The organism is Clostridium sp. AF34-10BH (assembly GCF_003478095.1).
Classification (GTDB): Bacteria; Bacillota; Clostridia; order Lachnospirales; family Lachnospiraceae; genus Acetatifactor; species Acetatifactor acetigignens.
The window spans coordinates 41306-67074 of record NZ_QUEC01000015.1; the positions used below are offsets into that span (position 1 = coordinate 41306).

At 47.7% G+C, this 25769-nt stretch carries 23 protein-coding genes; 6 read left to right on the plus strand and 17 right to left on the minus strand.

Translation table 11 applies throughout. From position 1 onward, the window contains the following. Positions 1 to 56: 56 nt before the first annotated feature. Entirely contained in the window at positions 57 to 926 is an 870-nt protein-coding gene (locus tag DWZ61_RS11105) for a LysR family transcriptional regulator (RefSeq protein ID WP_117466400.1), read from the plus strand. Between the two features lie 23 nt (positions 927 to 949). On the opposite strand, the gene DWZ61_RS11110 is transcribed toward DWZ61_RS11105, so the two are convergent. The 3 genes from DWZ61_RS11110 to DWZ61_RS11120 all read right to left on the minus strand — a co-directional run bounded on the left by DWZ61_RS11110 (position 950) and on the right by DWZ61_RS11120 (position 4486). After that, complete coding sequence (locus DWZ61_RS11110; RefSeq protein ID WP_022312187.1) at positions 950 to 1564, minus strand: hypothetical protein; 615 nt, start codon at positions 1562 to 1564, stop codon at positions 950 to 952. Positions 1565 to 1641: 77 nt separating this feature from the next. Beyond that, positions 1642 to 3030: an MATE family efflux transporter gene (locus tag DWZ61_RS11115; RefSeq protein ID WP_117466401.1), complete on the minus strand. Its 1389-nt coding sequence runs from the start codon at positions 3028 to 3030 to the stop codon at positions 1642 to 1644. Between the two features lie 76 nt (positions 3031 to 3106). Then, positions 3107 to 4486, minus strand: coding sequence for an MATE family efflux transporter (locus DWZ61_RS11120; protein ID WP_117466402.1), 1380 nt, complete (start codon positions 4484 to 4486; stop codon positions 3107 to 3109). A gap of 233 nt (positions 4487 to 4719) precedes the next feature. Here DWZ61_RS11120 and DWZ61_RS11125 point away from each other — a divergent pair, with 233 nt between their 5' ends. The 3 genes from DWZ61_RS11125 (at position 4720) to DWZ61_RS11135 (ending at position 7824) form a co-directional block, all read left to right on the plus strand. After that, entirely contained in the window at positions 4720 to 6090 is a 1371-nt protein-coding gene (locus tag DWZ61_RS11125; protein WP_117466403.1) for an FAD-dependent protein, read from the plus strand. A gap of 27 nt (positions 6091 to 6117) precedes the next feature. Then, positions 6118 to 6975, plus strand: coding sequence for a DegV family protein (locus tag DWZ61_RS11130; RefSeq protein WP_117466404.1), 858 nt, complete (start codon positions 6118 to 6120; stop codon positions 6973 to 6975). A gap of 114 nt (positions 6976 to 7089) precedes the next feature. Continuing rightward, the gene (locus DWZ61_RS11135) at positions 7090 to 7824 is read left to right on the plus strand and encodes a lysophospholipid acyltransferase family protein (protein ID WP_022312192.1); all 735 of its coding nucleotides are present in this window, start codon (positions 7090 to 7092) and stop codon (positions 7822 to 7824) included. A gap of 5 nt (positions 7825 to 7829) precedes the next feature. On the opposite strand, the gene DWZ61_RS11140 is transcribed toward DWZ61_RS11135, so the two are convergent. From DWZ61_RS11140 to DWZ61_RS11165, 6 genes are all read right to left on the minus strand, one after another. Then, positions 7830 to 9101: a cellulase N-terminal Ig-like domain-containing protein gene (locus DWZ61_RS11140; protein ID WP_022312193.1), complete on the minus strand. Its 1272-nt coding sequence runs from the start codon at positions 9099 to 9101 to the stop codon at positions 7830 to 7832. 13 nt (positions 9102 to 9114) lie between these two features. Then, positions 9115 to 10293, minus strand: a complete 1179-nt coding sequence (locus DWZ61_RS11145) for an amidohydrolase (RefSeq protein ID WP_347475435.1) — start codon at positions 10291 to 10293, stop codon at positions 9115 to 9117. Continuing rightward, the gene (locus DWZ61_RS11150) at positions 10290 to 11189 is read right to left on the minus strand and encodes a M23 family metallopeptidase (protein WP_118538546.1); all 900 of its coding nucleotides are present in this window, start codon (positions 11187 to 11189) and stop codon (positions 10290 to 10292) included. Before DWZ61_RS11150 ends, DWZ61_RS11145 begins: the two co-directional genes overlap by 4 nt. Before the next feature lie 241 nt (positions 11190 to 11430). Then, a complete protein-coding gene (locus DWZ61_RS11155) occupies positions 11431 to 12645 on the minus strand; it encodes a hypothetical protein (protein ID WP_118538548.1) in 1215 nt (404 codons plus the stop codon). 323 nt (positions 12646 to 12968) lie between these two features. After that, positions 12969 to 13493, minus strand: coding sequence for an SseB family protein (locus tag DWZ61_RS11160; protein ID WP_022312198.1), 525 nt, complete (start codon positions 13491 to 13493; stop codon positions 12969 to 12971). Between the two features lie 86 nt (positions 13494 to 13579). Then, positions 13580 to 15871, minus strand: a complete 2292-nt coding sequence (locus tag DWZ61_RS11165; protein WP_118538550.1) for a hydratase — start codon at positions 15869 to 15871, stop codon at positions 13580 to 13582. Between the two features lie 266 nt (positions 15872 to 16137). Between DWZ61_RS11165 and DWZ61_RS11170 the strand changes: the two genes are divergently transcribed. Next, positions 16138 to 17289, plus strand: a complete 1152-nt coding sequence (locus DWZ61_RS11170) for a glycerate kinase (RefSeq protein WP_118538552.1) — start codon at positions 16138 to 16140, stop codon at positions 17287 to 17289. Between the two features lie 709 nt (positions 17290 to 17998). Here DWZ61_RS11170 and galE read toward each other — a convergent pair. Beyond that, positions 17999 to 19015: a UDP-glucose 4-epimerase GalE gene (gene galE, locus DWZ61_RS11175; protein WP_022153306.1), complete on the minus strand. Its 1017-nt coding sequence runs from the start codon at positions 19013 to 19015 to the stop codon at positions 17999 to 18001. A 175-nt stretch (positions 19016 to 19190) separates the two neighbouring features. Beyond that, positions 19191 to 20423, minus strand: a complete 1233-nt coding sequence (locus tag DWZ61_RS11180) for a UDPGP type 1 family protein (RefSeq protein ID WP_347475434.1) — start codon at positions 20421 to 20423, stop codon at positions 19191 to 19193. A 303-nt stretch (positions 20424 to 20726) separates the two neighbouring features. On the opposite strand from DWZ61_RS11180, the gene DWZ61_RS19755 reads away from it, so the two are divergent. Then, entirely contained in the window at positions 20727 to 20870 is a 144-nt protein-coding gene (locus DWZ61_RS19755; RefSeq protein ID WP_022153308.1) for a hypothetical protein, read from the plus strand. An 81-nt stretch (positions 20871 to 20951) separates the two neighbouring features. Here the strand turns inward: DWZ61_RS19755 and DWZ61_RS11185 are convergent, their stop codons facing one another. The 6 genes from DWZ61_RS11185 to DWZ61_RS11205 all read right to left on the minus strand — a co-directional run bounded on the left by DWZ61_RS11185 (position 20952) and on the right by DWZ61_RS11205 (position 25763). Beyond that, positions 20952 to 22721 carry a prepilin peptidase gene (locus tag DWZ61_RS11185; protein WP_118538554.1) on the minus strand — a complete coding sequence of 590 codons (1770 nt, stop codon included), beginning with the start codon at positions 22719 to 22721 and terminating at the stop codon, positions 20952 to 20954. Between the two features lie 167 nt (positions 22722 to 22888). Beyond that, positions 22889 to 23140, minus strand: coding sequence for a sporulation transcriptional regulator SpoIIID (gene spoIIID, locus DWZ61_RS11190; protein WP_118538556.1), 252 nt, complete (start codon positions 23138 to 23140; stop codon positions 22889 to 22891). A gap of 78 nt (positions 23141 to 23218) precedes the next feature. Next, entirely contained in the window at positions 23219 to 23359 is a 141-nt protein-coding gene (locus DWZ61_RS19760; protein WP_172594692.1) for a hypothetical protein, read from the minus strand. Positions 23360 to 23410: 51 nt separating this feature from the next. Further along, positions 23411 to 23719 (minus strand): DUF2442 domain-containing protein, encoded by a 309-nt coding sequence (locus DWZ61_RS11195; RefSeq protein WP_118538558.1) that lies wholly within the window; start codon positions 23717 to 23719, stop codon positions 23411 to 23413. Positions 23720 to 23833: 114 nt separating this feature from the next. Next, positions 23834 to 23911: a hypothetical protein gene (locus tag DWZ61_RS20200; RefSeq protein ID WP_243026393.1), complete on the minus strand. Its 78-nt coding sequence runs from the start codon at positions 23909 to 23911 to the stop codon at positions 23834 to 23836. A gap of 79 nt (positions 23912 to 23990) precedes the next feature. Continuing rightward, positions 23991 to 25763, minus strand: coding sequence for an AAA family ATPase (locus tag DWZ61_RS11205; protein ID WP_118538560.1), 1773 nt, complete (start codon positions 25761 to 25763; stop codon positions 23991 to 23993). Positions 25764 to 25769: the final 6 nt, after the last annotated feature.

The window sequence follows — 25769 nt, forward strand, 5'->3', positions numbered from 1 at the left end:
CTCGCATAATTGGTGAACGATGAATTTGAAATTCATAAATTTACAGGGTGAAGATCATGAAAGAACAAAAAGACCGTTACGAGATATTTTTAAAAGTATGTGAAACGGGAAGCTTCTCCAAGGCGGCGGAAGCACTGAATTATACCCAGTCCGGCATCAGCCAGATGATGGCGGGACTGGAGGAAGAACTGGGTGTGCAGCTTTTTGCCCGGGTTAAACGGGGTGTCAGCCTCACCGACAACGGTGCCCGCCTGATCCCTTACATTCAGGAAATGGTCAACCAGAAAGACAAGCTGCGCCAGGCCGCCTTCAATATCAACAATAAGATTGAGGGGAAACTGCGGGTCGGTAGTTTTTCCAGCATCACCGCTCTGTGGATGCCGGATGTGGTTCATTTTTTCCGGGAAAATTATCCGAAAGTGGATGTAGAAATTTTTGACGGCAATTATGATGAGATCCGGGACTGGATCATTCACGGGCAGGTGGATTGTGGATTTTTATCCTCCATCGTGGCGGATGATCTGACCTTTTATCCACTGTTGAATGATCCGCTGTGCGCTGTTTTCCCCGAGGGACATCCGCTGGCTGCCAAAAACAGCGTCACCCTGCCGGAACTGTTCGAATATCCTCTGATCATCGAGACCCCCGGCTGTGACAACGACATCCAGCATCTGCTGACTAAATGCCCTGTCCGCCCAAAGATCTCTTACAGCTTCCGGGACGATACCCTGATCATGTCCTTCGTCCGGAACGGTCTCGGTGTCACCATCTCTCAGGAACTGGTATTAAAAGCTTTCGCACGGGGTGTGGTCTCCAGACCCCTATCTCCCAGTTGTCACCGTACGCTGGGACTGGCTTTCTCCAAGACCGCCAACTCCGTGGTGTCACAGACGATGCTGCGGTATTTGCAGGAAACGATCCACTGATCCACCCCAGCTCAACTATTCTGCTATTCTACATTATGATAGCTTCCGCAATACGGGCAGCGTCCGGTATATCCTGCTGCCGCCTGATAGGAAGCACCGCAGTTCGGACACTGCACGGCGGTCATGCGAAGCTTGGAAGGATCCACGGGCTTATCGTCCATCAGTTCCTGCTCTCCCGGCAGAATCTCATCCCGGACGGAATCCGGATCCCAACCGTATTTTCCCTGATATTCGTAGATATCCATGGTCATACCGATGGGATAGGTCGAAGCGCCCTTTTCAAACGCAGTGGGAATCACTGCCTCCCGCTCGATCTGATTCTTGTCAAAATAATGCACGATCACATTCACCGGGAATCTGCCGTTTACCATATACGCCGTATTCTCCACGTAACCGTAGATCTTGGCGGCATATCTGATTCCGTTTTTTACGATGAGTGACTTTTTATGCTGCCCGAATAATACTGCTGCGATAAAACAAATGCCCAGTATCAGGAAAAACAGCGGCAATGCCAGAAATGCCCTCATGGGCCGGAACACCATGCCGATGCTTCCGAATATCATTGTCAGCACTGCGCCGATCCCCGCAAATGCGCCTCCTATGATCAGTAAAACTTTCTGAGCCATGTTCATTTTCATGTCAGTTTCCCGCCCTTCTCCTATTTTTCATGCCAATCTCCATCCAGCAGCCTTCGGCTGGCGGCACAAATAGTAATTTATACCATCTGGACCACCCAGACATTACTCTTCACCATGAGGTAACCAATGATCACCTTGATCAGTTCCGTACCCTGCACCAGAAAATAGATGCTCACGATCCCCAGGCCGGTGAAATGCGCCAGCAGATATGCCGCCGGCACCACGATCACCCAGGTAAATACGGAATCAAACAGGAAAGTCACCACCGTCTTACCACCGGAACGCAGGGTAAAATACGACGCATGGCTGAAGGCACAGAAGGGCATGATGATGGCCGATACCGCAATAAAACTGGTAGCCAGTTCCCTGATCTCCTCCGTGGTATTGTAAATACCCGGGAAAAATCCTCCTACCACGAACATCAATGCCGCCATGATCACACAGCAGAAGACGCTGAATACGATCATCTTGTTGTCTGCATCCTTGGCATCCTCCAATTTACCTGCACCCAGATACTGTCCCACCACAATACTGATACAGGAACCCAGCTGAAGATAGACAATATTGAACAGATTCGTGATGGTGGAGGCAATGTTCAGTCCCGCCACCACGTCCAGACCTCTGACAGAATAGCACTGGGTCACCGTTGTCATGCCCGCTGCCCACAGCACCTCGTTCATCATCAGCGGAAATCCCTTGATCAGGATCGCCTTCAATTCCGCAAGCGGAATACCAAAGCCGGTGTAAGCTCCCTCCAGATAGCGGTTTTTTCCCCGATGGATGTGTGCCCAGATCACCACGATCAGTGCCTCAATGTAACGGGCAATAACGGTAGCCAGCGCCGCCCCCTGCACTCCCAGCTCCGGGAAAGGACCAATGCCGAAGATCATCAGATAGTCCAGAATCGCATTAGTACCCACCGCCACAAAGCTGGCCAGCATCGGGATAAAGGTCTGCCCGGTCTCTTTTATATTTGTCGCGTAGGACTGGTTCACCGCAAAAGGGATCAGTCCCACCATCATGATGGCCAGATATTCCAGTCCGTACTGCAGTGCCAGGTCCGTGGCCCCGTTCCCCACCGTATCCGTCAGATACAGGGAGATCAGTGCGGAACCTTTCGTCAGGAACAGAAGGATCGCTCCGCCTGTCACCAACAGCGTGGCATACAGCTTAAACCGAAAGGAATACATATGTCCCTTATGATTGCCCTTTCCGAAATACTGGGCACCGAAGATGCTGGCAGCTGACACAGCTCCGAAGATTGCCAGATTGTATACAAAGATCAGCTGATTCACAATGGCAACGCCGGACATCTGCTCCGTTCCCAGCTGTCCCACCATGATGTTATCCAGAAAGCTTACCAGATTGGTAATGGCATTCTGCAGGATCATGGGAATAGCCAGTAAAAGATACTTCTGGTAAAAATCCCAGTCTCCAATATATTTTTTCTTAAATTTTGCTAACATAATTTCCCTCAATTTTCTAAATAATCCCTACATACGCTCGATAATCCCGGGACTTCCACTCCCGAAAACCGACCGCTTATAATGGTTCTTCCTGCGGCATGGTGCTGTGTACTTTCTTTCTGACAAAATAGAAACATACCGCCTGCAGCAGGATCGTTGCCAGCCAGGAGGCCGGATAAGATAAAAACAGTACCATCAACGACCGGTGCGTTGGGAATACTCCGTAGATCCAGAAGATTCTCGTTCCCACCGTACCGATAATGGACAATATCATAGGTACCGCCGAATGTCCCATGCCCCGCAAGGCTCCCGGAATCAGATCCATGATGCCGCATAAAAAGTAAGTCAACGTCGTATACAGCAGAATCTCCGTTCCACAGGCAATAACGTCCGCATCCGTTGTGTAAATGTGAAGCAGCTGCGGACCGAAGAGATTGGCGCTTCCACCCAGCGTTACCGCTACGATCACCGACAGGATCATACAATCGATCAGTACCCTGTCCATACGTTTTTTCTTCCCGGCACCGTAGTTCTGACTGGTGAAGCTCATACACGCCTGGGTAATGGAATTCACCGACACGAACAGGAATCCAAAGATATTATTGGCCGCCGTATAGCCTGCCATGGCGATGGAGCCGAAGGAATTCACCGAGGACTGCAGCAGAACATTGGAGAAATTGATGACAACGCTCTGGATCCCCGCCGGAACCCCCACCTGAAAGATCTGCAGCAGATACTCCCCTTTTATTCCCAGCTTTGAAATCTGCAGCCGGTAACAGCTGTCCGTAGTAAACAGGCACCATAATACCAGCACACAGGAGATCACCTGAGAGATCACTGTAGCAATGGCTACCCCCGCCACACCCATGGAAAAAGCAATGACCAGAAACAGGTTCAATACCGCATTGATGGCTCCGGATATGATCAGGAACAACAGCGGACGCTTCGTGTCTCCCACTGCCCGCAGAATTGCAGCTCCGTAATTGTACAGCATGAAAAAGGGCATGCTGCAGAAATAAATTTTCATATATAATGCCGCCTGATCAATAACATCCGCCGGGGTATCCATCAGTTCCAACGCTCCCCGGGTGCAGAACAGCCCTACGAATACCATGACAATACCGCTGATCAATGCAAAGGTCATAGCTGTATGTACTGTCTCGCTCATCTCCCGCTCTTTCCCGGCAGCATAGAATCTGGCGGACAATACATTGGCTCCCAGAGAAACGCCGATAAACAGATTGACGAACATATTGATCAATGCCGTGGTGGAACCTACAGCCGCCAGCGCCTGACTTCCGGTGAACCGTCCCACCACAATGATATCCACTGCATTGAACAGCAGCTGCAAAATGCTGGACACCATCAGGGGCAGTGCAAAGGAGATCAGCTTGTCCATAATCGTGCCGTTGCACATATCTATTTCATATTTGTTTTTCTTCTGTGTTGCTTCCATAATTTCATTTCCTGCAATTCTCTTCCAAATCCCGTTATTTTCCCGCACCGCTCATCCGCATCTGCAGAAGAACCGCTATAACTTATGATTCTATCACATATTTTGCTATATTTCTATTCCCCATTTTAGTTGAAAATATGATATACTATATTTTGAATGTTTTTGGGGGTTCAAAATGAGTATACATCCCACAAATTCTTACAAGAGAACAAAGAGAAAGGAAACTTATCCCTATGAAATATGACGTAATCATTATCGGTGCCGGTCCCGGGGGGATTTTCTCCGCTTATGAACTGGTGCAACAGAATCCCGACCTGAAAATTGCCGTTTTCGAATCCGGTCACCCTCTGGAGAAGCGCCACTGTCCTATCGACGGTGACAAGATCAAGAGTTGCATCAACTGTAAGAGCTGTTCCATCATGAGCGGTTTCGGTGGTGCCGGTGCTTTTTCCGATGGAAAATACAATATCACCAACGCTTTCGGTGGCACTCTCTACGAGTATATCGGCAAGAGTCAGGCCATCGACCTGATGAAATATGTGGATGACATCAACATGAAGTTCGGCGGTGAAGGCACGAAGCTGTATTCCACTGCTGGTACCTCTTTCAAAAAGATCTGCATGCAGAACAAGCTGAACCTGTTAGACGCTTCCGTACGTCACCTGGGTACAGATATCAACTTCATCGTGCTGGAAAATCTGTACGCAGAACTGAAGGATAAAGTGACTTTCTATTTCGATACCCCGGTGAAAACGGTGAAGACCGTTGGTGACGGTTACCGTATCTGCTGCGAAAACGCTTCTTACGACTGCGACAAGTGCATTATTTCCGTAGGCCGCAGCGGCAGCAAATGGATGGAGCAGATCTGTAAAGATCTGGACATCAACACCAAGTCCAACCGCGTGGATATCGGTGTCCGGGTGGAACTGCCCGCAGTCATCTTCTCTCATCTGACCGATGAACTCTATGAGAGCAAGATCGTATACCGCACTGAAAAATTCGAGGATTCTGTGCGTACCTTCTGTATGAATCCCCACGGTATCGTCGTAAATGAGAACACCAACGGCATCGTCACCGTAAACGGCCACAGCTACGAAGGAGCCGACAAGCAGACAGAGAACACCAACTTTGCACTGCTGGTAGCGAAGCATTTCTCCGAGCCCTTCAAGGACAGCAACGGCTACGGTGAAAGTATCGCCCGTCTCTCCAACATGCTGGGCGGCGGTGTTATCGTACAGCGTTTCGGCGATCTGGTGAGAGGACGCCGCAGTAATGCGAAGCGTATTGCCGAGGGCATGGTAGAGCCTACCCTGTCCGCAACTCCCGGTGATTTAAGCCTGGTACTGCCCAAGCGTATCTTAGACGGTATCATCGAAATGATCTACGCACTGGACAAGATCGCACCCGGTACCGCCAATGACGATACCCTGCTCTACGGTGTGGAAGTCAAATTCTATAATATGGAAGTGGAACTGGACGAACATCTGGAAAGCTGTCACAAGGGCCTGTACATCATCGGTGACGGCAGCGGTGTGACTCATTCCCTGTCCCATGCATCCGCCAGCGGTGTCTATGTCGCAAGGCAGATCGCCAAAGGGGAATAATTACTAATAAAAAGGAAGGTAGATTCTATGGCACAGACAGTTAAGATCATCTCTGACAGTACCTGTGATCTGTCAAAGGAATTAGTGGAAAAGTATGACATTACCATCCTGCCTCTGCACATTCTGCTGGGCGAGGATGAATACCGCGATGGCGTGGATATTACGCCGGAAGAAATTTTCCGGTGGTCCGATGAAAACAAGAACACGCCCAAGACCTCTGCTCCTTCTCTGACCGAGGCCATGGACGTCATGCAGCCTTTTGTGGAAGAAGGCCGGGAGCTCATCTGTTTCTCCATCTCCGACAGTATGTCCACCTCCGGCAACGTTATGCGGCTGGCTGCAGAAGAACTGGAAGCTTCCGACAAAGTCACCGTCATCAACTCCGCAAACCTGTCCACCGGCATCGGTCTGCAGGTAATACAGGCTGCCATTCTGGCTTCTGAAGGGAAAACTGCCGCAGAGATCACTACTGCCATCGAAGCCATCCGTCCCAAAGTCCGGGCCAGCTTCGTCGTAGATACCCTGACCTACCTTCACCGCGGTGGCAGATGCAGCGCGGTAGCGGCTCTGGCCGGTGGTATGTTAAAGCTTCATCCCAGGATCGTCGTGGTGGATGGTGCCATGGATGCCTCCAAAAAATACCGTGGAAAACTGGGTTCCGTCATCCTCTCATACACAAAGGATATGGAAGAGGATCTGAAAAATGCCGTTCCCGACAGAGTCTTCATCACCCACTCCGGCTGCGACCGGGAGATTGTGGAAGCGGTTCGTTCCTATCTGGAAAGTCTGGGAATCTTTGACGAGATTCTGGAAACCAGAGCAGGCGGTGTAGTCTCCAGCCATTGTGGTCCCGGCACGTTAGGCGTACTTTTCATTGCTAAATAAAGAATCCGTAGGAGTTTAGTGTGAAAAATTAATTTTTCACACGCAAATTTGTGCCTGCACAAGGTGCCAAGGCACCTGAAAGTTTGCAGGTTACTGAAAGGCATTGGTATTATTATGATCCGTTTTATATTCGTCGTATTATTTGTAGTATTATTCCTGATCCTGTCCACGCCGTTAATGCTGGTGGAATGGATCATCGGCAAATTTAACCCCGGTCTTAAGGACCGCAGTTCCCTGGCCATTGTAAACTGGGCCTTCCGCTGGGTCATCCGTCTTTCCGGCACGAAAGTCATTGCCATCGGGGAAGAGAACATTCCCACCGACACTGCTGTGCTGTACGTCGGCAATCATCGCAGCTTTTTCGATGTGGTGCTGACCTATGTCCGTGTTCCCAGACCTACCGGTTATATTGCGAAAAAAGAAATGTTAAAATGGCCCCTGCTTAACATCTGGATGAAAGATCTTCACTGTCTCTTTCTGGATCGCCAGGACATCAAGGCAGGACTGAAAACCATTCTGCAGGCCATTGAGAAAGCCAAAAACGGGATTTCCATCTGCATCTTCCCGGAGGGCACCCGCAACAAGACCCAGGATACCTTCCTTCCCTTCCACGAGGGCAGTTTCAAGATCGCAGAGAAAGCAAATGTTCCCATTATCCCCATGACTATTGTGAATTCCGCTGCGGTATTTGAAGATCATTTTCCGAAAATAAAAAAGGCCACCGTAGTCATTGAATACGGTAAGCCTATTTATCCGAAGGAACTGGACAAGGAGACTCGCAAGAGCATGGGCACCTACGTACAGAATATTATCTCCGAAACTTATTTCAAAAACAAAGAACTGATCTGATCTTTCTAATGTCTATCCGCGAGGGAGACCTGCTGGGCTATCAGTAACAGATAATCCGCAGCGTCTCCCTCTTCGGGATAATAACTCACCGAATCCCGGTTCCGTCCCATCAGGTAATGCAGAAAATCCTCTAAAATCTCCGTGTACTGATAACTGTATAACACATAATTAGCACAGGACAATTCTTCTGCCCGCTTCAGCAGATCCTCGGTTCCATTGTTAACATTCATTACGGCATCGATCATGTTATGGGAACGTTTGGCCAGCTCCTCGCCCCGATTCCGGATGCTTTCCATGAATACAGTGCACAGGTCCACATCCACCGGCTGTCTGGTGGCCAGATACGTCATGGAGCCATACAGATAGGCCGTTTCTTCCAGATAACTGGTATTGTCCTCGAAAAAGTCCTTATACTCCAGGATCTGATTGCGGTAAGTGTATAGTCCCGCCGCCCGGTAAAGCTCCGTCAGCGCCATGAATTTCTCCGCATCTCTGCCGGATGTCGACATCAGCTTGGTGTACACCGACGACGCATGCTGCAGACATTGTGTGGCATATTGCACATCATATTTCTGGTACAGATAACTGAATTTTGCCATCACCGCCACGTAACACATGTTCTCCGGTTCCGGCTTTTCTGTGTCGTTGGCCGTTTTTTCCAGCCAGTCGGCAATAGATTCCAGCAGATCCGGGATATCATTGCCATTATCATCCGCAAGCACCTGCGGATACCACTCACAGGCCTCCAGCAAAGTGATGATCTCATCCTCGGTAATACTGCGATCCTGACATCTGTCATGAACATCCGTGCACAACGCTTCCAACAGTTCCTGATAGTGGTCTTCTTTCAGAGAAAATGTCAGGGATCTTCCCACATTGTCACACTCCAGATAGAACTCACCTTCCCCGGTATAGTCCGTGAAATCCGCTGTTCCGATGTACAGAGACAGCTCCCCGTTGTAATCTGTCTGCTTTACCGTGCCTTCATAGACCGTCTCTCCGGTCTCCCGGTCCACCAGCCGGAAAGTCTCTACCGGCTGTCTGCCCTTCACCACTGCCTGTTTTTCACCGACCGCGGCATACCCCTGCTGATCCACCAGCACATTGGGTGTCAGCGTAGGCACTGTATAGTTGATGACCGGTGTGTTTTCCATGCCGGTCATACTTATGCTTACATGCCCTGTCTCTGCCGTTGCCTGCCCGCAGGCGTTCATACCTATACTGTTAAATAGTAATAGCAGGGACAGGATCCCTGCACTTTTCCTGCTGTATCTCAAAATATTCCTCCGGTCATTCCCTGGGGACATTACAATACACGATCTCCCCGTTGATAATAGTATAAAGGGTTCGTGTGAAAATTTCCATAGGATTTCCGTCGAAAATGGCAATGTCTGCATCTTTCCCCACTTCCAGGCTGCCAATGCGGTCTGCCACGCCACAGATTTTCGCAGGATAAATGGTGATGGCCCGGAAACCTTCCTCCATTGGAAGTCCCGCTTTTACCGCAAGTCCGGCACACAACGGCAGTGTCTGGATCTGTGACACCGGATGATCCGTGGTGATGGCGACCATCACACCGGCCCGGTTCAGCACTCCGGCGGTCTTAAAAGACATGTTCTGCACCTCGATCTTGTTCCGGCTGGTAAGATCCGGTCCCACAATGGCCGGAAATCCTTCCTTCGCCAGTTCTTCCGCCACCAGATGACCTTCCGAGCAATGATCCATCGTCATTTTTATACCGAATTCTTTTGCAATGCGGATTGCTGTGAAAATATCGTCCACCCGGTGGACATGGGCTTTTAACGGGATGTCTCCCCGCAGTACCGGAAGATAGCACTCTTTTTCAAAATCCGGTGCAAAATACTCTCCCTTCTCCGCCGCTTCCTGCTTTTGCAGCAGATATTCTCTGCTCTCCCAGAGTTCCCTGCGCAGCATGGCGGCGATGGCCATACGAGTGACAGGACTTTTGTTCTGCCCGGAATAATTGACCTTGGGGTTCTCTCCAAAGGCCACCTTCATGGCCGCCGGTGATTTCAGGATCAGGTCGTCGATCCGGCGTCCCTTAGTCTTTACCATGGCAAACTGGCCGCCCACCACATTAGAGCTTCCGGGTCCGATCATGGCTGCAGTAATTCCGGCCCGCACCGCATCGTCAAAGGCTGCATCCATGGGATTAATACCATCGATAGCCCGCAGAGCCGGTGTCAGGGGATCCATTGTCTCATTACAGTCATCCCCTTCCGTGCTCTTTTTTTCTTCCATGATACCCATATGGCAGTGTGCCTCAATGATGCCCGGCATGATCAGCGCATTTTTCGCGATCACTACCTGCTCTCCTTCTTCCGGCTGTAACTTCACCTCACCTCTGGCACCTACCTGTGCAATTTTCCCGTTTCTTATCTGCAGGATCCCTTCGGGGATCTCTCTGCCCGCCATGGTCAGGATCCTGCCTCCTACAATATACATCAGCGGAACAATGCCTCCCCGTTCACCGGTTCCCCGTTGTGGGTCAGAGCAAAGTATACGTTGCTTCCTTCGGTGCTGTAGTATTTCGTGGGCGCTGCCACACTGCCGATGGTGTCGCCGGGATTCACATAGGAATTCTCTTTCACTGTGATCTCCGTCAGCTGTCCATAAGTGGCCTCATAGCCGTCACCCAGATCCAGGGTCACCGCCTTGCCGATCTCCTCATTTTCGAAGATTGAAGTCACTTTTCCCTGTGCACAGGCGGTCACTGCCGTACCTTCTTCCGCGGAAAAAATGGTGGCGGGATTGTATTTATACTGATCCAGTGTAGCAAAATAAGTGCTCTTGTCCATAGAGTAATGCATCAGAATATCACTCTGCACCGGTTGCTGTAATCCGTCGCTTTCTGCAAAGTGCAGTGTCTTCTCAACGACCACATCCCCGCCTGCTGTCTGCTTTCCCCCGGTCTCTTCCTTTTGTCGGTCGGCATCGGAATTCTGCTGCTCTTTCTGTGCGGCCTCCAGCAGGGTCTCCTGATCCGTCAGCCCCGGAATCTCTACGTTGCCGGAGCCTACCTCCTGGGGCATATAGTCCAGATCATCCTCGGTGACAGGAGTTCCCGCGATCTCATTTCCCGCTGTATTATTTGCCGTCAGTCCGGGGATGTTCTCGTCCTCCTTCAGAAGATGTTCGTCGTTATTCTCCGTGATCTCCTGTAATTTGTCATCCGCATTGTTGGGAAGCGCAGTGAAGTCCAAGGTATAACCATCATCCCTGGACTCCACATTCTGCCCCTTCATATAGACCCCTGTCATGGTCAATGCTGCCAGAACAAAGGCTGAAGAGGCTAACATTATAATACGCTCTTTGTTAATACCGCTCTTTTTATTTCTTCTCATATCTTATCCGCATCCTTCCTGTTCCCTGAGTCAACTGCCTGCTATACAATCGTTTCAACCACTTTCCCTGGTTTATCCTATAGTCTTGCCCGATTCATGGGTTTTATTCAGAATGTCTTCGATATGAAATTTGCATTTATTTGAAACTATTCAGAGCCATGTAAATAGCGTCGAATGTTTGCATTCGTAAGAACATTTGATGCTATTTATAGGGCGAAGTAACTGAATAGTTATATTTATTCTATGCCTGTGCGGCATAGGCAGCCATATCCACGTGCTGTACCGTACCCACATTTCCGTTTTCGTATAAGAAAATACCGGTCTTGCGGACCACAGCATTGGTCGCATTGGCATTGGTAGTGCCGTCCTGAGCCTTACGGTCTCCCTGCAGGGTAAAATCCGTAGAAGCGTTTTGCAGACAGATAGCACCGACACCCTTGTCAGAAAGTTTGTACAGTACGTCGTTGCCGTTTTCATCCTTGCACCAGATTTTTAATTTTGACCAGATGGAATCGTTCTCATCGATCCAGCCATTGCCATCCTCATCATACTGCGCCAGATCTGCAAAGCCATCCCCATTCCGGGTGCCGAACAGCTCACTGCCGTCGTTGATAGTGCCGTCACCGTTCTTGTCCAGTGCCAGATAGCCGCTGCCATTCAGCACGGAGATCTCTTCTTCCTTGCCATCGGCATCCAGATCAAAATAAAAGGTCTGATCCGACACTTCTGCCACATCAGTATCCAGGTTGATCACCAGCGGATCATGGAGCGTGAATTCTGCTACATTGAGTTGCTCTTTGTAGTATTCCTCGCATCTGCGGCTCATATTTACATTTACATTAAAATTGATCTCTCTGCCATCCTTGGTCCGTACGCTTCCCACGGTGGAAAAACTGGTATCCTCCTGTTCTATGTTCCAGGTCTCGCTCACATAGTTCAATATTTTCACACGGGACGTGACCAGATTGAACACGTCTGATGCAGGTGTTGCGGTTCCCTGTGTGCTGCCGGAATTCGTCTGGGTATTATTTACGCTATTCCCTGTATTCCAGCTGTTTCCGGTCTGATTACCGCTGCTCCATCCGTTTTCCTGCATCCAGTCCCGCAAAGTGCTGTTCCTGGACGGGAATAATAAATCAAAAATATAACGCACCGTATATTCCCGGATGGTAGACAATGTCTGTTCACTGGCACTGCTTCGCATATCCCATCTGGCAGAAGATACCAGCAAACGACTCTGCCAGTCTTTGGCTGTCATCGTGGTGTTCTCTGCAGTGTTCTCCTGTTCCTCCGTGTTCTGTGTGGTATCCTCACCATTCGGTGTCTTCTGTCCCTTAGTGGATACATCTGTCAGACCTGCCTGATAATCCGTTATCTCAAATCGTCTGACGCTTGTCTTAGAAGCGTGATAGCTTCTGGCGGAATCCATTCCTATGCTTGCGGAATCAATTCTCAAATCTGTAATTTTCTCCTTTCCCCGACCTCACCACGAACCAACAGGGCGCGCTTCCTGTAACGTTTAACAGTTCACCGCCGCATGTGATACCGCATGTTCTGCTTTGTGTGCCAGCACCCACGCAGAACATATGATATTGCATGGCTGAACTGTTAAACTAAAAAAAGATGGTAAAGAAACAGAATACATATAATATGCCTCTGTCTGATTACCATCCGTGGTGTCATTATCAAACTGTAAAAAATAAGTAGCAGGAAGTGACTGGCCTTGTCACCTCTCTGCTACTTATATCGTCCGCTATGGACATTTTATTTAGTGTTAATTTACTGCTGTTTGGGCTGAGTGGGAGCACCAGGGGTTCCGGGTGCAGGAGGCACCGGTCTGCCGGCTGCTTTCAGCTTTGCTGCGATCATGCTGGCTACCATTTCTCTGGTCACCACGATGTTGCCACCGAAGGGATTGATCACGAATCCCAGCGCCGGGCTGATATTGCCCTGTGCATCTTTGCGCAGCAGCATTCCCGCATAATCGTCAAAGTTCATGGCGAAAGTCTGCTGATTCTCCTCATCTCTCCACCTTTTTAGCTCTGTCCAGTCAGTGAACGCCATGAAGAACTTCCGACCGTCCTCGGTGGACAGCATCGGGAACTGTACTTTGGCATCTCTTGCGATGGTCACCCGGCCGTTTTCATCGGGCACAGGCACCGGATCGATCACGACCGGAGACAGGAACTTTGCTTTCTGCAGTTCATCCAGGAACATCTGTCTGTGTTCCGGGGTGTCCTCTGCTTTTAATAATTCAATGGATCCCACCATCATGGGGTTGGATACCGGTTTGTTAAATTCCATATTTTTTCTCCTTACTTCTCATTGTAACTATTCAGCCTCTCTTCGCGAAACGCATCTGCGATGGTTAGTCACATGTCTCTGAATAGTTACACTCGGTTATAGTTGATCAGGCATCCCTTCAGGATGATCTGACGTTCTTCGTCGGTCAGCTCTCCCAGCTTCAGGGTGAATTCCTTCATGCCTTCTCCGGTTGTTACCACATATGCCTTAATTTCCTCGGCCTTGTCTTCCACGGCTTTCTTAATACCAGGAATGAACAGGTAATCCAGATTCTTGAAAGGCAGGTCTCCGGGCTGGATCAGGAAAGGAAGCATGCCCCAGTTGATCAGGTTGGAACGATAACGCTTGGTGGCATACTCGTTGGCAATATTTGCCCAGCCGCCTAATACCTTCTGGCAGGAAGCAGCCTGCTCACGGGCAGAACCGTCTCCGGGCTTCACTGCGAAAATAGTGGAACCGAATCCGGTGTTCTCACGACTTGCATCGGGATACTGTTTCTTTACTTCACCCATAACATCCTTCAGTACTGGAACTGCCTGACAGGGATGTCCGCCGTTCATACGCTCTTTCTCTGCCTTCTGGATCTCCTTGGCACGTCCTACATACTGCGGATCCTTACGGCTTAAAGTGAACTCTGCCAGTCCCAGAGGATTGGAGCGGTAGGAAGAGGTCTCACCGGAGGGAATCAGCTCATCGGTAGTGGTTACGGGGTCGTGGATCTCGGATACTACCTGCAGTACCAGATTCTCAGGCAGAGCCCCCATAGCGGGCCAGTCCTTGATATTGGGGCCGAACTGGATCTCTACGTTCTCGTCTGCCACACCGTGGGAATCGAAGACACGGTTCTTGTAAATATTGCTATCGAAATGATATTTGTATTTTCCGAAATCTCCATCGAAGTCCGTTGCGGGAGTCAGCACACCCTTGTTGGCTGCAGTGGCTGCGATGGAACGGGCATCCATCAGAGCTACGGAAGCGATCTGGCCGTTCTGCAGCTTGGAGCCTTCACGGTTCGGGAAATTTCTGGTAGAGTGACGGATACTGAATGCGTTATTGGCAGGCGTATCACCGGCACCGAAGCAGGGACCACAGAACGCAGTCTTCATGACTGCACCGGTCTCTAAGATGGTAGCCGCACAGCCGTTGCGGATCAGCTCCATGTATACGGGCATGGATGCGGGATATACGCTTAAAGTAAACTCATCCGCACCGATGTATCTGCCCTTCAGGATGTCGGCAGCCGCACAGATATTCTCGAATCCGCCGCCGGCACAGCCTGCGATAATACCCTGATCTACAATGAACTTGCCGTTCTTTACTTTATTTTTCAGAGTGAAGTCTACCGCACCGTCCAGACTTACTTTCGCACGCTTTTCCGTCTCATCCAGAATATCCATCAGGTTCGCATTCAGCTCTTCGATGGTGTAAGTATTGCTGGGATGGAACGGCATGGCGATCATAGGACGGATCTTGTCCAGATCCACCTCGATCAATCCATCATAGTATGCCACCTGGCCGGGATTCAGTTCCTTATAGTCTTCGGTACGTCCGTGGATCTCATAGAACTCACGGATCTGGTCATCGGTCTTCCAGATGGAGGACAGACAGGTGGTCTCTGTGGTCATTACGTCAATGCCGATACGGAAATCAGCACTCAGGGAAGCCACGCCGGGACCTACGAATTCCATTACTTTATTTTTCACATAGCCATTCTTGAATACTGCGCCAATGATAGCCAGTGCCACGTCCTGAGGACCTACCCCCTTCACGGGAGCACCCTTTAAGTATACGGCTACCACGCCGGGCATGTTGATATCATAGGTCTGGTTCAACAGCTGTTTTACCAGCTCGGGACCACCCTCGCCCATAGCCATGGTACCCAGTGCACCGTAACGGGTATGGGAATCGGAACCCAGGATCATCTTGCCACCGCCGGCTAACATCTCTCTGGCAAACTGATGGATAACTGCCTGATGAGGGGGTACATAGACTCCGCCGTATTTTTTCGCACAGGTCAGACCAAACATGTGGTCATCCTCGTTGATGGTGCCGCCTACGGCACACAGAGAGTTATGACAGTTAGTCAGTACATAGGGCATGGGGAACTTCTGCAGTCCGGATGCTCTCGCGGTCTGGATAATACCTACAAAGGTAATGTCATGGCTGGTAAGCTTGTCAAAACGGATCTTCAGCTTGTCCATATTGCCGGAGGTATTATGCTCCTGCAGAATACCATATGCCATGGTGTTTTTCGCTGCTTCTTCTTTGGAGATCGTAATGCCGGTCTTCGCCTGTATCTGACTGGCTGCTTCCGGGGTATCCGCTACGATGTCCGTACCGTTTACCAGGTAAGCGCCGCCCTGTGTTAACTGAATCATGCTCGTCCTCCTGTTATTCCACTTCTTATGCGTAATGTGCATCTAAATGTGCACTTCTTTCATTATACTGGATTGTTTTCTCAGATGCAATGATCTTATAGGATGTTTTTGCCACTGTACCACGCTAAATTTTATTTTTCTCCGGGAACCATTCCTCTTTTGTTCCGGTGTTGCTATAATATCCTCAGAAATTATGCCATTTTCCGAAAATCTATACGAAAACGACAGTTGTCGGCCGAATTCCGGCGGCAGCGGAAAGGAACCTTATGAATGTAGTAATAGCTATCGATTCCTTCAAGGGAAGTATGACCTCCATGCAGGCGGGTTTGAGCGCCGCCACGGGGATCAAACGTGTTTATAAAGATGCACATATTACCGTCCGTCCTCTGGCGGACGGCGGGGAGGGCACCGTCGATGCTCTGGTAAACGGCTGTGACGGCCGTATGACACAGGTGCAGGTCACAGGTCCTTCCGGTCACCCCGTTGTCTGTCCTTACGGCATCGTCGACGAGACCCATACCGCAATCATTGAAATGTCCAGTGCCGCCGGGATTACCCAGGTCAGCGGAGAGGAAAAGAATCCTCTGAACACCACCACTTACGGTGTAGGCGAAGTCATCAAAGATGCGATCCAGAATGGCTGCCGGCATTTTATTGTCGGTATCGGTGGCAGTGCCACCAATGACGGCGGTGTCGGAATGCTGCAGGCACTTGGCTTTGGCTTTCTGGATAAAAACGGAAATCAGATCCGCTTCGGAGCCAAAGGACTGGAGGATCTGGAATCCATCACTACGGATCATGTGCTTCCCGAACTCAAGGAATGTACTTTCCGCATAGCCTGCGATGTCTCCAACCCGCTCTGCGGAGAGCAGGGATGTTCCGCCATCTACGGACCGCAAAAGGGCGCTACTTCCACTATGATCCTGCAGATGGACAAATGGCTGGCTTATTATGCCGCTCTGGCCAGAGAACAGTTTCCTCATGCCGATGCCAAATATCCCGGTGCCGGTGCTGCCGGCGGTATGGGATTTGCTTTTCTTACCTTCTGCAATGCCACACTGGAATCCGGTATTAAGATCATTCTGGAAGAAACCCATCTGGAAAAATATATCCGGGATGCAGATGTCGTGATCACCGGGGAAGGCCGCCTTGACGGTCAGACGGTTATGGGAAAAGCTCCCATCGGTGTTGCCAGGATTGCCAAAAAATATGAAAAACCGGTACTTGCTTTTTCAGGCTGCGTGGTCAAAGAGGCCGTTGCCTGCAACGCAGAGGGCATTGATGCCTTTTTCCCGATTCTGCGGAACGTGGTGTCCCTGGATGAGGCTATGCATACCGACAATGCCATGACCAATATGACGGATACAGTAGAGCAGGTGTTCCGTACCATACAGACATTTTCCTCCGTCTGCAAATAATGCACTTTACAGTTTTTCTCTTAATGATAAGCTTATCAACGTAAAAAGTTTCTAAATGTAAAGCGAAGATTTTTCACACTCAAATTTGCTCCTGCACTGTATACTCAAGCATCCCATACCACAGCTTAAAATCTCCGGCTGACATCGTGTCCGCATTGCCCCTGCCTTCTAACACTTTTTAAGAAAATGTCAACAACCAGCTGTAGTATGGGCTGCCACCACTCCGGAAGTTCTGTTTGTATTGAAAATGCCGTTTTTTGCTAAAAAAATACAAAAGCAGGAGATTTTGGCCTTTTATAAGAGCTTATTTTCGCTAAAATGGGAAAAATAATAAAATCAGTACAAAAAATGTTGGATTTAGAAGTTTTTTGTACTGATTTTGATATTTTGATGCGATTTGCACCAAAGCAATAGAAATGCCTATAGTGTACAGATATTATGAGAAAGCACAAAACGCCCACGTCAGATGGAATGTCCTTCCAAGAATGATTGTCGGAAGGTGGTGATTTTTTCTCGAAAAGCATTGAAAGACAGGATGGAATGAACAGGATGTTTGCGGCAGGCTCCCTTGCATGACAGCCCTACGCTACGAACCATGCAGAAATAGAGCGAAACAGCGTCGCTTGTGCGCAAGCTCCCATCGACGCTGTTCCACTCTATTTCTGCATGGCTCGTAGCTATGCTAACTTTCCATTTACTAAACTATAGATTATTCTTCATATCCATTCGGATTGTTCTTCTGCCATCTCCAGGAGTCTTCGCACATCTCTTTGATGCCGTTCTCAGCCTTCCAGCCAAGTTCCTTCTCTGCCAGAGAAGCATCGGAATAGCAGGTGGCGATATCGCCTGCACGGCGGGGTTTGATCACGTAAGGAATCTTCACGCCGGTAGCTGCTTCGAAGTTCTTCACGATGTCCAGAACACTGTAGCCCACACCAGTTCCCAGATTGTAGATCTTCAGTCCTGCATTCTCCTCAATCTTCTTCAGAGCCTTTACGTGGCCCTTTGCCAGATCAACGACATGGATGTAGTCACGTACACCGGTTCCGTCGGGGGTATCGTAATCATCACCGAAGACACCCAGCTCTTTCAGCTTGCCGACTGCTACCTGTGTGATATAAGGCATCAGGTTGTTGGGGATACCGTTGGGATTCTCGCCAATGGTACCGCTCTTGTGAGCTCCGATCGGGTTGAAGTAACGAAGCAGAATCACATTCCATTCGGGATCTGCCTTCTGGATATCCGTCAGGATCTGCTCCAGCATAGATTTCGTCCAGCCGTAAGGGTTGGTGCACTGTCCCTTGGGGCATTCCTCCGTAATGGGAACAAATGCGGGGTTGCCGTATACGGTAGCGCTGGAAGAGAAGATAATGCTCTTCACACCATGTTTTCTCATGACATCTACCAGAGTCAGGGTACCGGCAATATTGTTCTCATAATATTCCCAGGGCTTCTGTACGGACTCACCGACTGCCTTCAGTCCTGCAAAATGAATGACTGCGTCGATCTGTTCCTTGCTGAAGATCTCTTCCAGAGCTTCACGGTCCAGAATGTCTGCCTTATAGAAAGGAACCTTCTTGCCTGTGATGGCTTCTACTCTGGGGATCACTTTCTCACTTGCATTGCAGAGATTATCCAATACGACTACATCATAGCCTGCCTGCTGTAATTCCACTACGGTATGACTGCCGATGAATCCGGCACCACCTGTTACCAAAATTCTCATACACTCTCTCCTATCCGCCGTGCATAGGACAATACTATTTGTTCACTATGGCGGCTGCACAATCTCTCATCTGTCAGAGCCGGATGAAATTTTTTCTTCGTTTCTTACAGTATCAGATTACTGTAATTCTATCGATTCCTCAATAACCTTATGTTGTGAAAATCTGTCGAAATGTTTACAGCACCACACCATTCTCGGTGAGCAGTTCTCTGGCACTTTCCACAGAGTCCACACCGGTCTTGTTCTTGATCGGCGCAAATTCTTTTCTTCTGACTACCTCAAAAGGCAGGCAGCTGTCCATCTGATGGATCATATCCAGCACCAGACTCTCGAATTTATAACCATTGGGAGTATCCGGCTTTACCAACTCTCCTGCAGCATCCAGATAAGGGATCTTCTTCTCTACGATATGCAGCGGCATCTTCTCTGCCATGATCTTTTCCAGATCCTGTACCTTGAACAGATAATTCAGGATCACACCATAATTATACGCGGGTTCTCCCTTCTCATCCTTAGCATTCATCAGTTCATCGGTCAGTTCATAATATTCTACGATAGAAGGTCTGCCATCCTCTAAGCACATAACGCCTACCTTCTCATCCGGTGCATTCTTGCGGACCACCTTGGAGCCTACCACACAATTTTTCTGAATAGTAGCTCCGATGAAGCAGGGATCTGCGATTCGCTGCAATACATTATCCACGGCAAATACATTGATCCACTCAATGCCTTCTCTGTGTACAATGTCCAGCATGCCATTGTTTTTCATGGAAATGAACCAGCCGCCGTTACCATTGGGGGAAGTGGACAGCTTGCCCTTTTCCTCCAGATAGATCTTACCTTCATAATCGGTAGCCGCAGCCATCTCCTGTTTAAAGAAATGCACATATTCCGCATTATATCCGAAGAAATCATGCTCCTTTAAAAAGGCTATGGTCGCATCGTTGTTCTTATCACTGGTCATTACGAACAGATGGATCCAGCTGTCTGCCTGATGTACGACTTCCATCAGATTATTGATCAGGCATTCAAAAATATACAGTTCATGAGTCAGTCCCACATTGTACATTCCCTTGGGATTGTCAGATCCCAGTCTGGTGCCCATACCACCGGCCAGAAGGACCGCTGCTACCTTGCCCTGTCGGATCGCTTCGATACCGGTTGCGGTAAATTCCTCCCTGTTTGCTTCGATTTCGTCTAACTGCATGGCAGCCAACGGTGTGATCACTCCTTTTTTTGCCAGATCTTCTTTATGCTTGCAAGCTTCCAGAATGCTCATATCCGTAGTTTCGATCTGATCCAGAATTCCCTGCTTCTCTTCCTCGTTGAGCTCCCCGTAATACTTCAGAACATGTTCCTGACCATACTTAGCAAGCTTCTCCTTAGCCTGTTCCAGTGTCATACTCATATTCCTACCTCCGTTTTATTTTCTCCGACTATTTTTCTCTGAGCAACAGTCAATTTTCTCTATTATACTTGATATTCCCTACTATTGCAAACCTAACTCCCGGGATCGTTCCCGACCGTAAGTCCTGCCGTTAAGATTCTGTAAACGTGTTGCAAAGATTTTGTAAATATCCCGACAAAATGGTGTTAAGGGTCTGGCAAAACTATTCACCCAGGGAGATCCGTTTACTATAATACGATATGTAAAGTTTTTGAAGGAATCAGCAAGCACTTTACAGACTGACAAAAAAGCGAGGAATCCATCATGAACATCGGAATTTTAATTATTGCAATCGTAGGCGGTGCTACCGGACTTTTATCCACAGCATATCTGGCAATCAGTTTCCCTGCTGTGCTCCTGTGGAAGCTCTATCGCAGGGTGGTCCACAGAATTCCTCTTACACAATAAGCTTACAACGAACACTTTCCCTCTAAAAGGGCCCGGAAGATTTCTCCTCCGGGCCCTTTGTCGCATTTTCTTATTCTATTTTTATTCCTGTACCGGATCCCAGTTCTCATCCACCAGTGTCGCAGTCACCGCAATTCCTTCCGATGCATTTTCTGCGCGGATCACAAGATAGAACATCTCCTCTTCTTCGTCTACGATATATTCTGAAGGATCTTCGATCTTATACACGGAGAAGCCTTCCGGATACTGCTGCATCTCCAGGAATCCTCTCTCTAAAAGGGCTTCATGATAAGCTTCTTTTACTACCTCGCTGTCTCCGCAGGTATAGGTCTTCGCGGAAGCAAATCTGCCTTCCTCACTGTCCGTCTCCGTGAGACCGTCCAACACGTCATCCGGATATACAATATCCTGTTTCACGGCTTTCAGGTATTCCGATGACCTGCCGATGCTCTGCCAGATCTCCATGGTTTCTTTTCCGTCCTCGGAACAGATCATGAGCACCAGGCTAAAAGCCAGTATAATCCCGTAGATGCCCAGGGCTGCTGCCAGTATTTTGGCATAGGGGTTCTCCGGCTGTCCCAGATTCCTATAGGATGTGATGATCCAGCCGAAATTCCGGTAATCCACTGCTGCATTACAATAGTCACATACTCCGCCGCCCAAGATATCCACACTGCCACCGCAGTTCGGGCATTTATATTCCCGAAGCGCCTTGCCATGCTGTGTCACGACCTCCTGTCTGCCTTCCAGTTCCAGCCGCAGCTTCTCATAGCGGTTGCGGATTTTACTACCCGTATCCTGGGTCAGGCGCATTTTCACTTCCACGCCCAATCTGTACCGATCCTCCACTGCTTCCGCTTCCAGAAAACGTACGCCGCAGATGCAGCAATCCACTACATTCTGATACCGTTCCACTATACCTGTCAGATCACAGGCTGCGAAAAAGCGCACCTGCTCTGCGGTATCTGCCATGTGGATCATCCGTAGCTGGTACTCGAGATTCTGTAGAAAATTACCTGTGGAAAATTGGGGGATCAGAGCCTTTACTTTTGACTCGTCCTGAATCTTCGGCTTTCTATGTTTCTCCATTACAACAATCATTACTACGAATATGATCGCCATGAAAAACAGAGACTGGAAAAACACCGGGGCAAATCCGATACCAAGCATCATTGCCGCTGCCGCTTTGACCGCGTTATAACCATTTCTCCCCAAAGCCAGCAGCAAAAACATAATGCCGCCCGCACAGATCGCCAGCAGTCCAAGGGCAGCCGCTACGATTCCTACTGTCACTCCGGCTTTGATAAAGTTGGAAATGCTTTTCTGCCTTGCGTTCTCTTCCAGCGAGAAGCCGGATACTTTCGTCTCGAAGTCACTGACCAGAAACTTTGCTCCGCAGGCATCACAGCCATCGATATAGCTGGATAATTTTCCTTCATGACCACAGTTGGGGCAGATCGCCATATCCCCCTGCACATCCGCTTTCAGAAAATTGGCTTCCACGATCTCCGGTGTCTTCAGGGTTGCGATTTTTTTCCCTTTGCGGTAATAGGTACGTCTCATCTTCACGGCTTTGGTCCGGTGGCAGGTGTAATCATAGCCGTCCTTTTTGGGGCCATCGTAATCCGCAGGCTGCACCGGTTCCTGCATCTCCATATCCACCGTCAGTTCCCGCTGCTGCAGTCTTTTTCTGCTCAGGCGCAGACTTTGCCAGAAAGGCTGGGTTGTCTGCTCCATCAGGTTCTGTTCCGCTTCCCCGTTGCCCTGATAGAAGGCTTTCAGTGCCCCGTAAAAGTCTGCTGTCCGTCCTTCGATCTCTTTCCGTGCATCATTCAGAAACTCTGTTGCCATTTCGTTTTTCTCTCCTCATAAGTGATTCTGCTGCGCAAAGGTCATGATATCTTTTGTATCTTATGTCCCAACTGCTTTGTCCCATATAGCTATGTATCCATTATATAAGTTGGTACCCGGTATTTCAAGACACTTTCCCGTATAGAATGATTTGTCTCATCGAATATCTAGTGCTGGTGCAGATACTTCTCTCTGGTAGCCAGTCCGCCCCGGATATGACGCTCGGATTTATTCACATCCAATACCTTCCGCGCCTGCTTCGCCAACGCCGGATTCACCTGGATCAGCCGCTCTGTCACGTCCTTATGTACCGTGCTTTTACTGATACCGAACGCCTTCGCTGTCTGCCGCACCGTGGCATTGTGCTCGATGATATAGCCTGCTATCCCTATAGCTCGTTCTTCAATATAGTCTTTCAAAGGAAAACCCCTCAGGATACTTTTTTACAGTGTATGAAAGTATCTGAGGGGTTATGATAGGGATTGGGGTTGATTTCATTATAGTTGGTCAATTTCCTGCCAGGCTTCTTCGATAGTATATATTTCACCAGATTTCATGCTACTGATACCTTCGGCAAGTTTTTCATAGAGTAGCTTACTATCCTCTGTTTTAATATTTTCTTGTGTTTTTTCGTTCATGTGTTTTTCCTTTATTACCTACTATGAGCCTGTCTTACAATAAAGTATTACTTATCCAACTGCAACACTTACACTTTGGGCTGTATACGGATAGCTGTCAGCATACATCGTCTCTGGCGCAATATCAATATCACCGTTCATCCATGTCATAACACCATGAAAAATATTAAAATATGCTAATACCTTTTCATCCTTCAATGGTTCAAACGCTGATCCCTTCAACAGCGTTGTATCAAAAAGCCGTTGCTCTCCTGTAGAAAACGTGAGCAATAACATACCCCCACGTAAAACCTTCGCTTCTTTTACTTTGATATTTTGTGTTTTGTCTCCTGCGCAACATACATCACCAATAATATACATTCAAAGCACCTCCTTATATGGAAGCAATCTTATCAAAATGTTCTCCACGTACTGCCAGATTCCATGCTTTATATGCTTCCTCCTCATGGAATGCCAGCCACCCGACCACCATTTTTAGTTTTTTTGGGGAAGAGCTCCTGCCAATAATTCCCCGTCAATTCCTACAGCAGCCTCATAATCTCCATAATACACATGTACTTGAGCCTTATTATGCTGTTTTTGTATCCATATGCATAATAAAAATATCCAGCCTTAATTTCTCATATCCATTTTATCTAAACTCTTTCTCCAACATTTTGATAGTATTTCTAAAACCCTCCAATACCGAAATATTCCCACGATTCACCTCACGCTTAACAAAACTGAGTATTTGACCCTTTTTTTCATCCTTCGGAACATACGAAATAATTGTTTCCTTTAAATCTCTATCATCAACCAGCTCATCTATTATACAAGTCAACGCCTTCGTCATGTCCATAACATTGCTGAAAGTATCAAACAATTCATTTTGTTTTCTCTCTTCTGCCCAGTTATTTTCTTTAATACTTTTCCAGCATTCATAAGAAAGCAGATGTTCTACAGTAAAGGAAATTGCATTATTAATTTTGTTATTGACACGCTTAATATCTTCTGTTGCTTGTAATAAAACAACCCCTAATTTATAATTTCTTTTTATGTTCTTTTTTTCCCCATTAATTGTTTTTTTAGCCTTTATCCCTTCTTTATCCGCGTCAAAAAGTACTACAGCTTTACTATTATAGTTTAAATGCATCCACGCAATCGCCCAACCAACTAATAACCCCGTACCACATCCATTTTCCTCTCTTGTTACAATTTGTAATTCTCCATCTTTTATTTTCCTACTAAGTAATTGAGAATATGCATGGATTGCCATCTCCAAGTATGCCTTATCTGTTACTCCTTCAACAAAAATTGTTTCTATATCTACAAACTTAGCATTTGTAAGTAGCATCTTCATTGATAACAGTTCTTTCTGTTTCTCTTCAACAATGGGGGCGATTATAGGCATTATCCCAACCTTATCATGTAATTCAATGTAATCTATCTCTTCGCATATTTTACTAGAAAAGTCAACTTCATCTTTATACACATAATATACTTTTACCCCATTCTCATTCCCAAGTTGGTAAAAAGCTGGCGAATGTGTTGTAATAAATTCTTGAACCTCAAATGAAAATCCCAAAAGTTCCTTTGCAAGATCAAAACATTTTTTCATTTCAATACCATTTTCAGGTTCTTCATATCCCCATATGGTAGTAATAGGTACAGATGTATTAGTCATTAATCGATTGTCTTGCTCTGAAATATATTTCAAAATAGCCGGAATATGTACCGCTTTTATTCCATCTCCCCTGTATGATAGTTCAACACTCTTGCCACTCTTATCATTTGTTGCAAAAACGAGTTCCTTAAATATATCTACTTGATTTGTTGGCATTATAAGGTTGCTTTTTATGCCCACTATTTTCTGAACTCTTAAACCAATTTTTTGTGTAAATCCATCCAATGCAAGAGAGTACTCTTCTGCCTTCTGAATCAACTCACTATTGACTTCTTTTGCAATTGACATATACAAATCTGCTAATAATAATTTAAAATAGTTATCACTTTTTACAGCTGGAACATATTTATATCTAATACGCTTTAATAACGTTGGTACTTTAGAATATGGCGTAAAATTCCATTCACTGCTGTTATCTCCATGCATTCCTCCATCGCGCCATGTCTTAATCCATTCAACATCCTCATGATAGCTATAACGTACAGGTATTGCAAAAACAATGGAAATCTCAATCTCCTTCGCTTTCTTTTTCCTCACAGGCGCATACTTCGAATAATCAGTTTCAAAATCAAATGCACAACCAGGTTCTGTCTCATTATTAAAAAACAAATTTAACGCTTTCAAGATATTCGATTTTCCCGCATCATTTAGTCCCACAAAAATGTTCATTTTATCAACATTTATATCTAAATCAACTATAGATCTAAAATTCTTTATCCTAATCTGTTTTATCCTAAGCATTTACTT